Raw genomic sequence first — 15,203 nt, 5'->3', positions numbered from 1 at the left:
GGCCGCTGTCACGGCCCCCCGCTCATCCGCCTCTCCTCCGCTACGGCACCAGGACGGGTTTGACCACCCGCCCCGCCTCGCAGTCGCGTTCGGCCTCGTTGACGGCGGCGAGCGGGTACGTACGGATCAGCTGGTCGAAGGGGAACCGACCGGCCTGCCACAGCCCGGTCAGCCGCGGGATCAGCAGCCCCGGCACCGCGTCCCCTTCGCAGATGTGGGAGATCCGCCGGCCCCTGTCCAGGGTCCCCGGCTCCAGGGGCAACGGGGTGTGGAGCCGTGCCACCAGCCCGAGGTGGCCGTTCGGGCGCAGGGACCGGAGCGCGTCGTTGATCAGCGGAGCCGACGCCGTGGTGTCCAGCGCGAACTGCGCGCCGCCGTCGGTCAGCCGCCGGATGCGGTCCGGCAGGTCCGCCGGGTCCGCCGGGCCCGACAGGCCGGCCGAGGCGGTGCGCAGCGGGAACGCGCCGAACCGCTCGGCGAGGGCCAGCCGTTCGCGATGCCGGTCGACGGCCACGGTCACCGCCCCCGCGGCGGTCGCCGCCATCACCGCGGCCAGGCCCACCGCGCCGGCGCCGAGGACGACGAGGGTGTCGCCCGGGCCGGCCCGGAAGGAGTTCAGCACGGCTCCCGCACCGGTGAGGAAGCCGCAGCCGAGCGGTCCGAGCAGTTCGACGGGCAGCAGCGGATCGACCCGGACGGCGTTGCGGGCCGGGACCATCGCGTACTCGGCGAACGAGGACTGGCCGAACCAGCGGGGGGCCAGCCGGCGCCCGGCCGCGTCGGTGAACCGCGCCGCCTTCTCCTCGCGCCCTCCGAAGAGGTTGAGCGAGGCGAAGGAGTCGCAGTAGGCGGGGGCCCCGCCCTTGCAGCTCCGGCAGTGCCCGCACGAGTCGAAGCTCAGGACGACGTGGTCGCCGACACTCAGGCCGGTGTCCGGGCCACCGGTCTCCGCCACGACCCCGGCCCCCTCGTGGCCGAGGACGGCGGGAAGCGGTGAGCGACCGGCCGAACGCCGGACCGCGAGATCCGTCCGGCACATCCCGCAGCCCGCGATCCTGACGAGGACCTCGCCGTCCGCCGGGCCTCCGTCCAGGACGACCTCCTCGACGGCGAACCGGCCCCCGTACCCGCGCAGCACCGCGGCGTCGAACCTCATCACGCCTCCTCCGGACGGTGCAGGACGAACGGCCTGAGGTTCCCGTAGAGCCCCCACGGCCCGCCCGCGACGCCCACGCCGCTCTCCTTGGCGCCCGCGAAGGGCTGCGCGAGGGACAGCTCCGCGTGGTGGTTGATCCACGCCGTCCCGCACTCCAGCCGGTCGGCCACCGCCTCGGCCCGGTCCAGGTCGGTCCCCCACACCGAGCCGCCCAGCCCGTACCCGGTGCCGTTGGCCGCCTCGACGGCCTCGTCCAGGCTCCCGTACGGCAGGACCGGCAGGACCGGTCCGAACTGCTCCTCCGTCACCACCGGACTGTCGGGCGGGACATCGGTCAGGATCGTCGGCGCGAAGAAGTAGCCGGGCCGGTCCAGTCGCCGGCCGCCGGCCGCGGCGCGGGCGCCGTCCGCCAGAGCCCGGGCCGTGTAGCGCTCGACCCGGGCCAGCTGGGGCGCGTTGTTGACCGGACCCAGCTGCGTGCGCGGGTCGGTCCCGGCTCCGACGTCGACGGCCTTCGCCCGCTGGGCGAGGGCCTCGACCACCTGCGCGTGGAGCCGGACCGGGGCGTACACGCGCTTGACCGCCATGCAGACCTGTCCGCAGTTGCGGAACGCCGCCCAGAACAGCCGGTCCGCGATCCGTTCCACGTCCACGTCGTCCAGCAGGATCGCGGCGTCGTTGCCGCCCAGCTCCAGGGTGACCCGGGCCAGTGAGGCCGCCGCGCCCCTCGCGACGTCCCGCCCGGTGGGGACCGAGCCGGTGAAGGTCACGTGCCGGATGCCCGGATGGGAGGCGAGACGGGCGCCGAGGGGTTCGCGGCCGGTGACGACCGTCAGCACGTCCGCCGGGAGCGCGGTGGACAGGACCTCCCCCAGCAGCCTGGTGGCGAGCGGGGTGAACGGGGAGGGTTTGAGCACCATGGTGTTGCCCGCGGCGAGGGCGGGCGCGATCTTCGCCGACGCCAGTTGGAGCGGGAAGTTCCACGGGACGATCGCGGCGACCGGCCCGAGCGGTCGCCAGCGGACCTCGCTGCGCACCGGCCGGCCGTCCGTGATCGGCCGGGACCGCGGGTCCAGCTCGGCGAAGTAGCGCAGCCGGGCCACCGTACGGGCGACCTCCGCGGACGACTCGGCCAGGGGCTTGCCCTGTTCGCGGGTGAGGAGCGGGGCGAGCTCGGGCCCGGCCGACTCCACCGCGTCGGCCGCCGCGAGCAGCGCGGCGGTGCGGGCGGCGGGGTCGGCCCGCCAGCCGCGCCAGGCCCGATGGGCCCGGTCGACGGCGGCGTCCACCTCCTCCGGCCGCTGGTCGGGGGCCTCGTCGAACGCCTCGCCCGTGGCCGGGTCGAGGACGGCGAAGCGCCGGTCACCCGTGGAGGGCACGGCCTCGTCGGTCGGCATGCCGCCGGTCAGCCCGCGGCGGCGACGGCGACGGCGTGCTCCCGGGCGTACCGGTCCATCTCGGCCCGGAAGGCGGCCACCAGCTGCGGCCGGATCCTCCCGGCGTCGCGGTCGCCGCCCTCGCACACCGCCCCGCGGACGCCGACGATGTCGGTGCCGATGCGGGTCAGCTCACCGAGGTCCACCGCCTTGACGCTTCCGGCGAGCGCGGCGAGCAGCTCGGCCTGGTGGGCCAGCCGGACGAACTCCGCGCAGACGTCGGGCGGCACGTGGTCGAAGAGCCGCGTCCCGTCCTTGATCGCGGTGTCGAGCATGGCCGCGTCGGCACCGGAGCGGTGGGCGATGTCGGGCAGGGCCAGCGGGTTGACGCAGCCGATCCGGTGCGCGTCGGCGTAGCCCGAGGCGACGACGAGCGCGTCCGGCCGGTAGTCCTTCACGGCTCGGACGACCCCGCGCATGACCTCGACGGCCTGGGTGGGCGTGGTGCAGCCGTAGAGGCCGACCTTGATGTACGTGGCTCCGGAGACCGCCGCGCCGAGGGCCGCCTGGGCCACCGTGCCGGGCTTGTAGGGCACGTCCCCCACGGTGGCGGACACCGGCTTGTCCGCCGGCACGGCGTCGCGGATCTCCCGGATGACCCACGGGTAGTTGGCGCCGAGCGAGCCCTCGTCGGGCTTCTTGACGTCGACGATGTCGAGGTACTCCGCCGCCTTGGCACAGTCGAGGGCTTCCTCGACGCTGTCCGGGGAGATGAGAAGCAACACCGTGGGACTCCATTCCATCGCCCGCGCACCTGCCGGAGGGCAGGGGCACGGGGCCATTCGGATCACTCGCGGTCTGACAGTCCGTTCATCATCACTGCGGCGCGCAGTCGTCGGTAGGGCGCGCGAAACCCGAGCGGATCACCGCCCCGGCGCGCCCCGCACCACCGTGCGCCGTACACACACGTTCGACACGGTCGAGCAGTCCCCGTCGGCCCACCCCACCGACCAGCCCTCCAAGCCCTCGCCGACGCCACTGCTCGACCGGCCGCGCGGGCCGAGATCCCGACGCGGCGACCCCATTCCCGGAACCGGCTTCCGGTGAAATCCGTTCAAGACAAACGCCGGGCGGCGGTCATGTTTTCGAGCCACTTTGCAACCGAACCGTTCAGCCGAGCCCCAGGGGGGAAGCTTTGGGCTACCACCGGCCTGGGGAGAACTGGGGAGAACTGTGGATCTTCGCATCAGCAAGGGAACGACGGCACTGGCAGCCGGAGCAATCATGATCATGGTCGTTGCAAGCGCACCGTCCGCCAGTGCCGCGACCTCGGCAGGGCCCTTCACTTGGAGGAATGGCAACTCGGGTCTGTGTTTGGAGATTTGGGGCGACTCCACCGAGAATGGCGCCAGCGCCAACCAGTGGGAGTGCAACGGCTCGGCCACTCAAAAGTGGTATAGCTCCAACCCGAGCGGATGGGGCACCATTGTCAACGCGAACTCGGGCAAGTGCCTGGAGATTCGGGGTGACTCCAAGGCGAACGGCGCCGGCGCCAATCAGTGGGACTGCAACGGCTCAGACACCCAGAAGTGGTTCTGGGACTGGCAGACCGGCAATCTCGGGAATCTGAACTCGCGCCGGTGCCTGGAAATCAGGGGCGGCTCCCAGCAGAACGGCGTTGTCGTCACCCAATGGGACTGCAACCGCTCCCCCACACAGGCTTGGCGGTAGCGTCAGGTCAGGTGCTGTCTCTCGGATCTCCCGACAGAGCAGGGCTGTTGAGGTCAGGTTCACCGAAGGACGGTGCCGACCCCTTGGTCCCGTCCTGACAAGCTGACGCCCCTACCGGTGAGCCCACCACCGACGCGGGCCGCGAACAGCCCCCGGCCCGCGACGTCGAACCTGTTGATGCCGGGCTCGGCGGCGAGCCTCTTGCCGACGGTCGGGGGGTCGGCGTCGGCCCGCCGAGCGGCGATGGCTTCGGCACGCCGCGCCCGGACGGGGCGAGACACGAGCGGAAGTCCTTCGTGGCACGCCCTGGCGCCCTCACCCATGATCTCCTACCGGACGGCCCCGGACCGGCGGAGGGCGAACGCGCCTCCTGCTCGTGCCGGTGCTCGGCGACGGGCGAGGTAGCCCGGCGGCGTAGCACCAGAAGCTGCCCTGCGACTGACGCGCAGGCCCGGCGGGTGGGACTGGTCGACGCCGGGGATCGAGGCCAGGCCGGGTGAGGCGGATGTCCTGCCCGGTGGCCCGTTCGCCGTGCTCGCGCTCTGCCCGCCCGTCGGCGGGGGCGCGCGATTCACTCGGAGAGGGGTTTCGCGCCCCACTGCCGGCTGCGTCCACATTCTTTTCTCTGTAGGGCTGTTGACGGCTCATCGGTGTTGTAGTTCAGTGTGGGGCACCGGGCAACAGCCAGTGCTGATGAGAAATACCTCCACGGCTGTCGGCTCCTGGGTCGCTCCCAGGGTGCTCAGGCCCGGATGACTCGGTCTTCTTCCGTGATCGTCGGCGATCCGGAAGCACATGCGGGGCCTGTGACCCCGATCCGCATTCCCTCCATCGCGTCACGTCAGCGGCAAACGGCGCCTCAGTTGCCTGCCGTCGGCGAAAAGGGATCCATGCCATGGTCACAATCATTCTCAGAGGTGGGCCGGACGGGCTCCACCACGTACAGCAGGCCGCGATCGACGAGACGTCGGAGACGGCCGTCGTGACGTACTACGGACATCACCTCCACTTCGAACGGACCGGAGAGGTCGAGACGGTCGAAGGCCGACAGGTGCCGGTGTTCCAGTGGCGCTACAGCACCGCGATCGCAGAGTAGCGGGCGGAGCCATGTCGGCATCGAGTGCGGAACCCATCGCGATCGTCGGGGTCGGATGCAGGTTCCCGGGCGGTGTGGAGTCCCCGACCGGGCTGTGGCGTCTGGCGGCCGCCGGTCACCAGACGGTCGGTCCGGTGCCCGCGGGACGGTGGAGGGCGGCGCGGCTGGCGGCCTGCCACGATCCCGACGACGCGGCCAGGGCCGGTCTGGGCTGCTTCCTGGACGGCGACATCTGGGCGTGGGATCCGGTAGCGCTGTCGGTGGCGCCGGCCGAGCAGCGATGGGTGGATCCGCAGTTCAGGTTGCTCGCGGAGGTCGCCTGGGAGGCGGTCGAGCATGCCGGACTCCCGATGGCGCGGGTACGCGGGTCACGGACGGGTGTGTACGTGGGCACGTACGCGCCGGACAACCTGTTCCGGGAGGCCCGCCCGGTCGAGGACGCGCCCAACAGTCCTTATCTCTTCGGGAACTTCGCCGCCGGCGCCGCCGGCCGGGTGGCGTTCGCGATGGACCTCCGCGGGCCGGTGATGGTGGTGAGCACCCACTGCTCGTCCGGGCTGGTGGCGGTGGACGCCGCATGCGGGGCCCTGACCCTGGGGGAGTGCGACACGGCGCTCGCGGGGGCCGTGCTGCTGATGGTCTCGCCCGAGACGCAGTACTGCGAGGCCCCGCTGCTCCTGTCGCAACGCGGGGCGTGCTACGCCTTCGACGCACGGGCCGACGGGTATGTGCGCGGCGAGGGCGCCGGGGTACTCGTCCTCCGGCGGCTGGCGGACGCGCGCAGGGACGGGGACCGGGTGCTCGCCGTGATACGGGGCAGCGCGGTCAACAACGACGGCCAGTCCGGCCGGTTGACCGCGCCGTCCACGCTGATGCAGCAGAGGCTGTTCCGGGAGGCTGTGGAGAAGGCCGGTATCGACCCTGGTGAGGTCGGGTTGGTGGAGGCGCACGGGCCCGGGACCGCTGTGGGCGACCCCGTGGAGTACACCTCGATCGACGCCGTCTACGGCCGAGGGAGGGGTCGCTGTGCGCTCGGGTCGGTCAAGACCAACATCGGGCACTCGGAACCGGTGTCCGGCATCGCCGGAACCATCAAGGCCCTCGAATGCCTGCGGCGAGGTGTGATCCCGCCCAACCTCAACTTCCGGGAGTGGAACCCCGCGATCCCGCGCGACGGCCGGTCCAGGCTGTTCGTGCCGACCGAGCTCACCCTGTGGCCCGTCGAGGACGGTACGAGGCTGGCGGCGGTGTGTTCGTACGGGGTCACCGGCACCAACGCCCACCTCGTGCTGGAGGCCGCTCCGCCGCTGCCCCGACCTACCCGCCCGACCTCGTCGCGCAGCCGGAGCGGCCCGGCCGGTGCCCAGGACCCGAGCGCGCCGGGCGACACGGACGGCAGTGCGGGAGCCTTCCTGATCCCGGTGTCGGGCACATCACCGCAGTCGCTCGCCCTGGCCGCCGCCCGGCTGGCGGACTGGGCGGAGGACGAGGGGGCCGCCGTCCCCCTGCTGGACATCGCGCACACACTCACGATGCGCCGTTCGCCCATGGACCACCGTCTGGGCATCGTCGCCCGCCATCACCACGAACTGGCCACGCGGGCACGCGCGTTCGTCGAAGGCCGGCCAACGGCGGGTGTGGCGTCGGGAGTGCCCGAGCTACCGCCTTCACACCCGGGGCCGGTCTTCGTCTTCACCGGGCAGGGCTCCCAGCGAGCCGGAATGTGCCAGGCACTGCTGCACGGCGAAGCGGCCTTCCGGGCCGCGATAGAGGAGATGGAAGGGCTCGTCCTCCGGGAGGCCGGCTTCTCCCTGCGCGAGATGATCGACCGTCCCGAGCAACTGGTGGGACTGTCGCGCATCCAGCCCACCCTCTTCGCCGTCCATGTCGCCCTCGCCCGGCTGTGGCGGTCCTGGGGGATCGAACCGGTGGCCGTGATCGGGCAGTCGCTGGGCGAGGTCGCCGCGGTGGTGGTGGCGGGCGGGCTGAGCCTGCCGGACGGGGTACGGCTCATCTGCCGGCGCTCCTCGCTGCTGGCCGCCGTCTCCGGCGGGGCGATGGCCTCGGTGATGCTCGGCGCCGACGACGTGCGGGCCGCGATCGACGAAGCCGGCGCCTCCGGGGTTGCGCTGGGGGTGCTCACCTCCCCGGGCAGCACCGTCGTCTCCGGCGACAGTGCCGAGATCGCCGCCCTGACCGCGCGGTGGGAGGCCGCCGGCGTCGTGGTGAGACGGATCGACGTCGACGTGGCATCACACTCACCCCAGGTGGATCCCGTCCTCGACGAGCTGCGCACCGCCCTCGCCGATCTGCCCCCGGCCCGGCCCGCACTCACCTTCTACTCCACGGTCGCCCACGACCCGCGCGAGCCCGGACTGCTGGACGCCGCGTACTGGGTGCGCAACCAGCGCGAGACCGTCCGCTTCCACACCGCCGTTTCGGCGGCCCTGGCCGACGGCCACCGGCTGTTCATCGAATGCACCGCCCATCCCCTGGCGGTCCGGCCCGTCCTGGACACCGCCCGCCATGACGGCGTCCACGATGCCGTCGCCCTCGGCAGTCTGCAACAGGGCGAGGAGGACCAGGACGCCTTCCTCACCCACCTCGGCCGCCTTCTGGCCGCCGGCTACGACGGCATCGACTTCTCCACCCGCTACGGCCCCGGCCGGCTGGCCGAGGTGCCCGGCATCGCCTGGCACCGCACCCGCCACGGCGGCGACACCGCCCCCTACCGGCTCGTCGCCCCGCAACTGGTCGCCGCGACGCAGCATCCGCTTCTCGGCGGCTTCGTCCACGACCCGGACCACACCGAACGGTACCTGTGGCAGACCCCCGTCAGCCCGGTCCGGCTCCCCTGGCTCGACGACCACCGGGTGGCGGACGTCCCCGTGCTGCCCGGCACCGGGATGGTCGAGATGATGCTGGCCGCCGCCGTCCGCCTGTACGGCAGCGACCGTGTCGAGACCAGCGGTGTCAGCGTGCTGACACCGCTCATCCTCGATCCGGAGCCGCTGGTCACCACCCGGCTGGTCCGCACCGGTGACACCGCCCTCGTCGAGATCGTGACCGCAGGCGACACCGGTGGCGTCGTCGTGCACGCGCGCGGCACCGTACGTGCGTTGCCCGAGCACGACAGCCCCTCGGCCCTCACCCCCGCCGAGCTCGATCCAGACGGCTGGCAGGACAGCGAAGTCGCCGCACTGCACCGGACGTTCAGGGACAAGCACAGCGTCGTCCACGGCCCTGCCTTCACCGCCATCGACCGCGTCCAGGTGCACCCTGCCGACGATCTGGCCGTCGCCCGGCTGCGCACGCACGAGAGCGCGAGAGTCTCCGCCTGGCCGATGTCCCTGCACCCCGCCCTCGCCGACCAGGTGGTGCAGAGCGCCGTCGCGGTCTGGCTCGCCCACCACACCCTCACCCCCGGCCCGGTGGTGGTCACCGGCTTCGAGCGGGTCCGGGTCTTCGGACCGACCGCCCACACCCGGCGAGCCGCTGTCCGTCTGCACGAGGCCGACGACCTGGGCTGCACGGCCTCCGCCCGGCTGGCCACCGCCGACGGCACCGTGGTCGCCGAGATCCGCGGCCTGCGGGTCCGCAACGTCACCTCGCCCACCGAGCGTTTCACCGCCCGCCTCTCCCACCAGGAGTGGGTCCCCGCCGCCGCGCCCGGGGACCGGCCCCGTGCCACCGATGGCACATGGACCCTGCTCGCCGCCGAGGACACCGCCTGGTCCACCGAGCTCGCCGCGCAGCTCGACGCCCGAACGGCAGGCTGCCGCCACCAGTCGCTGTCCAGCGCCCTCGGCGACCCGACCGCACCGCCCCGATGCTCAGGAGTCGTCCTCGCGCTGGGCGACGAGCGACCCGGTGAGAGCCCTGCGGACTCCAGTCGCACCTTGATCTCGCACGCCGTCACCCTCGTCCGACGGCTCTCGCAGTGGGACCACCCGCCCCGACTGTGGGCCCTCAGCCGCGCGGGCCGGTCTCCGCTGTCCACGGCCGCCGTGCGCGGACTCTTCCGAACTCTGGCCTACGAGCACCCCGAACTATGGCCCAGCGTGCTGGAGTTCACGGAGGGAACGACTCCGCACGCGGACATCGTGGCGGAACTGCTCGACGACCGGCAGCTCCTCACCGAGACCGCGCTGCTGCCACACGGGCGGTGCACCGCCCAGGTGCTCGCCGGACCGGACACCGCGCGGACCGCCCCGCCACCGGTACGCCCCGGAGCGGCCTACCTCGTCACCGGCGGCCTGGGCGGTCTGGGCCTGCTCACCGTCGAATGGCTCGCCCGGCACGGTGCGGGCCGGATCGTCGTCAACGCCCGCTCCACGCCCACGGACCGGACCAGGGTGAAGCTTCAGGCCCTGCGGGCGACGGGCAGCGATGTCGTCGTCGTCCGCGGCGACATCGCCGACCCCGCCGTCACCGCACGGGCGGTCACGGCAGCAGGCAGGGGCGGCGGCACACTGCGCGGGGTGTTCCACGCAGCCGGGGTCGTCGAGGACGCTACCGTCGCCAACCTCGACGACCGGCTCCTGGAACGCGTCTGGCGCGGCAAGGCCGAAGGTGCCTGGGCCCTTCACCGCGCCACCGAGCAGACCGATCTCGACCACTTCGTCGTCTACTCCTCCGTCGCCTCGCTCATCGGCTCGCCGGGACAGGCCGCCTACAGCGCCGCCAACGCCTTCCTCGACGGCCTCGTGGCGCATCGTCTCCACCACGGCCTGCCCGCCACCGCGATCCAATGGGGCGCCTGGAGCGACGTCGGCCGCGGCCGGCACCTGGCCGACCGCGGATTCCTCACCATCACGCCCGCCGACGGCATCGAAGCCCTCGAACGCATTCTGAGCGCCGGACACCGGCAGGTCGCCTACTCCCCCCTGGATCCCGACCGGTGGACCGCCCCCTACCCGGCCCTGCGCTCGTCCGTCCTCCTCGCCCCGCTCCTCCTCCCCGACGACACCATGGACGACGCGACGGACATCCGCGCCCGGCTCCTGGCTTCGGGCGACCCGTCGCAGCGCCGGGAACTCCTGGTGGCCTTCGTCATCGAGACCGTCCGCGACCTGCTCGGCCGAACAACGCACCACATCGGCCCGCACACCGGCATGGTCTCGCTCGGACTCGACTCCCTCGGCGCCGTCCAGCTCCAGCAGCGCCTCCAGCGCGCCCTGCGCACCGAGATGAAGCCAGGTGTGATCTGGGTCAAACCCAGCGCCGCCGCCCTCGCCGACTGGCTGCTCGACCACCTGGGGCTCGCCGCCGACGGTCAGGACCCGAAACCTGCCGGCTCCTGACCTCCCTCGACTCGGCCACCGAGCCCAGGCCGTACGGACACCTCGATCCCACGGAGGCCCCGTGACCAGCCGGCCCCCCGATGCGGCACCCACCACCACTCACACCCCGAGGTCCGGCACCCGCCGCTGGCGCAGCCCTGTCGCGGTCTGGGCCGGGTGCGGATTCGTCGCGCTCCTCGCCCAGGCCGTGATCTTCGCGCGGTGGCTCGCCGCCGGGGACATCCACAGCGCCCCGAAGGACTTCGCTATCCCCGCCCACCGCGCCGCCCTCGTCTGGGCCGAGCAGGCCGCCGGGATCCTCATCGTCGTCTGCTGCGTCATCGTCGCCCTGCGACAGAGCCGCAGGGAACACAACGTCTCCTGGAACGCGGCCCTCGTCATCGGCGGCACCTTCACCTTCTGGCTGGGATTCCTCAGCTGCTGGGACCGCCAGTACGCCGCCGCCAACCGATACGCCCTGAACATCACCAGCTGGGCACCGTACGTTCCGGGCTGGCACGGCCCCGACCCCGGACAGCAGATCGAAACCCTCGTCGCGGCGCAGATCCTGATGTACACCGCCCTCGTCGTCTGGCCGTGGGGACAGCAACTCCTGCTGCGCCCCGTCCTGCGGCGCAAGCCCCACTGGGGCATGATCCGCCTGCTCCCGGTCCTCCTGATCACGGGATTCGTCACCGATCTGGTGATCGAGGGCACCCTCATCACCCTGCTCGGGGCATACTCCTGGCCCACCGCCAACTGGAGCCTGTCCCTCTTCGGCGGCCACTGGTACCAGCTTCCGCTGGTCAACATCGCCATCGGCGCCGTCACCATGGCCAGCATGCCCACGTTCATGCTCCTGCGCGCCCAGCGCAGCGGCCGTCCCGTACACATCTTCCAAGGCGGCGAACGCTTCACCCGGCGTGCCGACGCCTGGCTGCGCGCCCTGGCCGGCGTGGGCTTCATGAACGTGGTCATGGCCCTCTACTGGGTTCTCATCCCGCTCCTCGCCACCGCCTCGGGCCCCGGTCCCCTCCCGCCCGACACTCCTGGCTGGCTCTGGCACACCTGACCCCCGCAGACCCTGGAGGAACCGTGCAGTTGGAACGCGGCTCGGCAGACACCGGCCCGGAACTCTCGCCACCAAGCCCCTGGGAGCGTCTCAGGGCGGTCCGGAGCACCACCGAACCACCGAACCACGCGGATTCACGCCGCGCCGTGATCGTCGGCGCCGGCATCGCCGGCCTGCTCGCCGCCCGCGTCCTCGCCGACCACTATCCGGACGTGGTCGTCCTCGACCGCGATCGGCTGCCCGCCACGCCCGCCAACCGCAGGGGGACCCCTCAGGACAGGCACGTGCACGCCCTCTTCACCGGAGGCCTGCGCGCCATCGACGCCCTGCTCCCCGACTTCACCGACGAGCTGAGCGGCCGCGGCGGCCATCGCATCGACGTCGGCCGCGACCTCGCGCTGGCCACCCGACACGGGTGGGGCGTCCGGTTCGATTCCGGCCTCCACGCCGTAGGCGCCAGCCGCCCGCTGATCGAGGCGACCGTCAGGCAGCGCGTCCTCGCGGTGCCAGGCGTCCACCTACTCCAGCACACCCAGGCCGACGGCCTCATCGGCTCCCCACAGCACCTGGGCGCCGTCCGTGTCCGCGACCTGACCACCGGCACCGTCTCGGAGCTGGCGGCCGATCTCGTGGTGGACGCCGGCGGACGCGGCTCCCACCTCCCCCAGTGGCTGGACCGTCTGGGCTGTCCACCCGTGCCGGAAACCGTCGTCAACGCCCACACCGGCTATGCCACCCGCCTCTTCCGCCTGCCCCGCCCGCCCGCGCTGTGGCGCAGTTGCTACGTCATGGCCATGGGCCCCCACACCACCCGCGGCGGTGCGATCGCCCCTGTCGAGGGCGACCGCTGGATCGTCACCCTCTACGGAATCGGTCGGGACCGCCCCACCCCCGCCGCGGAGGACTTCCTACCCTTCGCCCGATCGCTGCCAGCACCGGCCATCGCCGAAGCCCTGACCGACGCCGAGCCCCTCACCCCTGTGAGATGCACCAACGCGACCACCAACCGCCGACGGCACTTGGCGCGCGCCGGCGGTCTGCCGGACAACCTGGTCGCCATCGGCGACTCGAGCTGCTGTTTCAACCCCGTCTACGCCCAGGGAATGACCGTCGCCGCGCTCTCCGCGCGCGTGCTGGCCTCCAGCCTTGACCGACAGGGCGTCCGACCGGGCTTCGCCCGCCGGTACCACCATCGCCTCGACGCACTCCACAGCACTCCCTGGATGCTCGCGACCACCGCGGACTTCGCCTTTCGCGGCACGGAAGGACCAGCCCCCTCCCCGGTCCGACGACTCCTCGCCCGCCACCTCGACCGGGTCATCGCCGCCGGCACTCACGACCGCCGTGCCCAGGCCGCTTTCCTCGAAGTCCTCACCATGGCCGCCCACCCCGCCGTGCTCCTCACACCGCGTGTGGCACTCAGCGCCGCCACCGCCCGGCACGGCGCCTCCCACCCACCGACGCACAGCGCGCCCGGTCACGGATGAGGTCGAAGGTTCGCACCCGGGCGGCCGTCGCCCTGCTGGTGGTCGCGGTGGCCGCGCCGATGTCGGCCCCCCGCGCCGGCCTACGCGCATCTGGAGCCGGTGGAGCGGCCGGCGGTGACGGTGCCCAGGTTGGTCAGCACCAGTGAGAACGTGGTCGCCCCGCAGGTCGCGCGCCCGGCAGAGCGTCTTGGGCCGAATGCGGCACCGCGTGTGAAGGGTGGGTTTCCTCCGCCGTTTCGGGGCATCCGTGTCGCATGACCATCTACGTCGTGACCGTTCCCGGCACCTTCCTCACCGAGCCGACCCCCGAGACCCGCGCGGAGCTGGTCCGTGCGCTGCGCGCGTCCGATCCGCGCGAGACGGACCTGGGGGCGGCCGAGGACCTGGACCTCCTCACCCTCTACCCGGACTCGTCGGCCTTCAGCCTGCGGCTGGAGGTCGAGGCCGCCGATTCCGGCGCGGCGGAGGCCGAGGCGCGGGACCTGGCGGCGGATGCGCTCCGCAGGGTCGGCCTGCCGGCCGACGAAGCCCCGCTCGGAGATCCGGTGACGACCGGAATCACCATGGCGTGACGCACCGGAGTCCGCGGCCCCGAGGCGGGCCGCGTCCTGGTGCCCTCCGGGTGCGCCCCGGGTACGTGCGACGCGGACCGGCCCGGGGCGGTCCGGGAGTACTGGCGGGCGGACCCTACCCGACCGGCCGACCGCCGAACCCGCCCGCAGGTGCGCGGTGCCCGACCCCCGCGCGTCGAGGACGGCGGCGGCCGGGCCGGAGCGGCACGCCCGACCGGGCCCGTAAGCCTTCCGCCTGGTCAAGAAGCATGCGCTCCAGTCTGTTCCGCGCCTGAACCGCCACGGCGTGCAGTGCCGCCGTGAGGATCCCCGTCGTCGCCGCGGCCATCACTCCGGCGACCAGTCTGCTCGTCTTCATCCGACTCCCTTTCGAGAAGTGGCCCGCGCGGCCCGCAGAGCGCCGTCCAAAGGGGCGGCTCAGGGGCAGCACCGGTCGGCGGCCGGGGTCAGTGCCCCGGTTGTCCGGGCGGGTGGAAGCAGGCGGTGACCGTCTTGCCGCGCTCGTCGGGCCGGGTCTGCCACGTGTCGGCGAGGGCGTCGATCAGGGCCATACCGCGGCCCGAGACGGCGTCCTGCCCGGCCTCGCGCGGGCGCGGCTCCTGGCTGGACGCGTCGTGGACACTGACGTACAGGCAACTGCCGTCCCACGTCAGCACCAGCTCCGCGTCGCTGCGGGCGTGTACGTGGGAGTTGGTGATGAGTTCGGAGATCGTGAGGACGACGGCATCGGCCGTCTCGGGGGCGCGTTCCGTCCAGCCCAGTTCGTCGAGGTGCCGCCGGGCCCAGATCCGGCCCGCCCGCACGCCTCCGGAGACGGGCAGTGCCCTGGCCCAGCCGAGCGCCCGCATCGCGGGCTCCTGTCCGCTCATGGTGCTGCTCCCTCTGCCTCGGTTGCCTTGCGGGGTCGGCTGCCCCCGTTTCACCGAAGCACGCCCGGACGGGTGTCGGACGCAGGCCCGGCCGACAGACCGCCGAGTGCCCGCACGGACGGGAGACGTGACGCACGCGAACGTGGCGGAGAATGGACGCCGACTCGTCACCGTCGCCGTCGTCAGGGCCGGCGCGACCGGCGGCCTTCACCACGCGGCTGTGGCCGCTCCCGTGCCGAAGCCGCCCGGAGGGGCGGCGGACGGGTCGGCCGCCCGACCGGCCCCGGACCGGCGTCCGGTCACGTTCCGGGTGCGGGGGCAGGGGCCGGGGCCGGTCGGGCCTTGGTGCGGTTGCCGCATACGCGCACGGAGCACCACCGGCCGCCGCGGTTCGCAGGCGTGATCGGCCCGTACCGCCTCCCCGGTCCGGGTGAGTTCGGCCGGGTGAGTTCGGTCCCGGTGGAGGCGAGGGCGGTCAGTGCCCGGCGGCGGACCTACGGTTCCGCCCGATCGGCGTCGTCACCGGTGCGCAGGGCAGTGGCACAGGTAGAGGGGGCGAGGG

Annotated in this window: 11 protein-coding genes; 6 read left to right on the top strand and 5 right to left on the bottom strand. The window is 72.9% G+C overall.

What is annotated here, in order from left to right:
* Positions 1-40: 40 nt before the first annotated feature.
* From ACFWIC_RS37930 to ACFWIC_RS37920, 3 genes are read right to left on the bottom strand one after another with little or no spacing between them, the layout of a single operon-like run.
* A complete protein-coding gene (locus tag ACFWIC_RS37930; protein ID WP_380521546.1) occupies positions 41-1,156 on the bottom strand; it encodes an NAD(P)-dependent alcohol dehydrogenase in 1,116 nt (371 codons plus the stop codon).
* A complete protein-coding gene (locus ACFWIC_RS37925; protein ID WP_380521544.1) occupies positions 1,156-2,553 on the bottom strand; it encodes an aldehyde dehydrogenase family protein in 1,398 nt (465 codons plus the stop codon). The genes ACFWIC_RS37930 and ACFWIC_RS37925 overlap by 1 nt, the downstream gene beginning before the upstream one ends.
* Positions 2,554-2,561: 8 nt before the next feature.
* A complete protein-coding gene (locus ACFWIC_RS37920; RefSeq protein ID WP_380521542.1) occupies positions 2,562-3,335 on the bottom strand; it encodes a (5-formylfuran-3-yl)methyl phosphate synthase in 774 nt (257 codons plus the stop codon).
* Between the two features lie 430 nt (positions 3,336-3,765).
* On the opposite strand from ACFWIC_RS37920, the gene ACFWIC_RS37915 reads away from it, so the two are divergent.
* The 6 genes from ACFWIC_RS37915 to ACFWIC_RS37890 all read left to right on the top strand — a co-directional run bounded on the left by ACFWIC_RS37915 (position 3,766) and on the right by ACFWIC_RS37890 (position 13,772).
* Positions 3,766-4,263: an RICIN domain-containing protein gene (locus tag ACFWIC_RS37915; protein WP_380361686.1), complete on the top strand. Its 498-nt coding sequence runs from the start codon at positions 3,766-3,768 to the stop codon at positions 4,261-4,263.
* Between the two features lie 895 nt (positions 4,264-5,158).
* Positions 5,159-5,359, top strand: a complete 201-nt coding sequence (locus tag ACFWIC_RS37910; RefSeq protein WP_329881386.1) for a DUF5988 family protein — start codon at positions 5,159-5,161, stop codon at positions 5,357-5,359.
* An 11-nt stretch (positions 5,360-5,370) separates the two neighbouring features.
* Positions 5,371-10,662, top strand: coding sequence for an SDR family NAD(P)-dependent oxidoreductase (locus ACFWIC_RS37905; protein ID WP_380521539.1), 5,292 nt, complete (start codon positions 5,371-5,373; stop codon positions 10,660-10,662).
* Positions 10,663-10,723: 61 nt separating this feature from the next.
* Positions 10,724-11,713 (top strand): spirocyclase AveC family protein, encoded by a 990-nt coding sequence (locus ACFWIC_RS37900; protein WP_329881384.1) that lies wholly within the window; start codon positions 10,724-10,726, stop codon positions 11,711-11,713.
* A 146-nt stretch (positions 11,714-11,859) separates the two neighbouring features.
* A complete protein-coding gene (locus ACFWIC_RS37895; protein ID WP_380521538.1) occupies positions 11,860-13,200 on the top strand; it encodes an NAD(P)/FAD-dependent oxidoreductase in 1,341 nt (446 codons plus the stop codon).
* Between the two features lie 254 nt (positions 13,201-13,454).
* Positions 13,455-13,772, top strand: coding sequence for a hypothetical protein (locus ACFWIC_RS37890; protein ID WP_329881382.1), 318 nt, complete (start codon positions 13,455-13,457; stop codon positions 13,770-13,772).
* A 446-nt stretch (positions 13,773-14,218) separates the two neighbouring features.
* Here the strand turns inward: ACFWIC_RS37890 and ACFWIC_RS37885 are convergent, their stop codons facing one another.
* Entirely contained in the window at positions 14,219-14,641 is a 423-nt protein-coding gene (locus tag ACFWIC_RS37885) for an ATP-binding protein (protein WP_329881381.1), read from the bottom strand.
* Between the two features lie 299 nt (positions 14,642-14,940).
* Complete coding sequence (locus tag ACFWIC_RS37880) at positions 14,941-15,045, bottom strand: CGNR zinc finger domain-containing protein (RefSeq protein ID WP_380521548.1); 105 nt, start codon at positions 15,043-15,045, stop codon at positions 14,941-14,943.
* Between the last annotated feature and the right edge of the window lie 158 nt (positions 15,046-15,203).

Origin of the sequence: Kitasatospora sp. NPDC127035, assembly GCF_042726075.1 — a bacterium.
Lineage (GTDB): Bacteria > Actinomycetota > Actinomycetes > Streptomycetales > Streptomycetaceae > Kitasatospora.
The sequence above is the reverse complement of the archived record's forward strand: the minus strand, read 5'-3'. Positions and strand labels throughout refer to the sequence as shown.

Bases quoted from the DNA above. Each gene is read 5' to 3' on its own strand.
- ACFWIC_RS37890 (WP_329881382.1), top strand. From the start codon at position 13,455: ATGACCATCTACGTCGTGACCGTTCCCGGCACCTTCCTCACCGAGCCG.
- ACFWIC_RS37885 (WP_329881381.1), bottom strand. From the start codon at position 14,641: ATGAGCGGACAGGAGCCCGCGATGCGGGCGCTCGGCTGGGCCAGGGCA.
- ACFWIC_RS37920 (WP_380521542.1), bottom strand. From the start codon at position 3,335: ATGGAATGGAGTCCCACGGTGTTGCTTCTCATCTCCCCGGACAGCGTC.
- ACFWIC_RS37930 (WP_380521546.1), bottom strand. From the start codon at position 1,156: ATGAGGTTCGACGCCGCGGTGCTGCGCGGGTACGGGGGCCGGTTCGCC.
- ACFWIC_RS37925 (WP_380521544.1), bottom strand. From the start codon at position 2,553: ATGCCGACCGACGAGGCCGTGCCCTCCACGGGTGACCGGCGCTTCGCC.
- ACFWIC_RS37905 (WP_380521539.1), top strand. From the start codon at position 5,371: ATGTCGGCATCGAGTGCGGAACCCATCGCGATCGTCGGGGTCGGATGC.
- ACFWIC_RS37910 (WP_329881386.1), top strand. From the start codon at position 5,159: ATGGTCACAATCATTCTCAGAGGTGGGCCGGACGGGCTCCACCACGTA.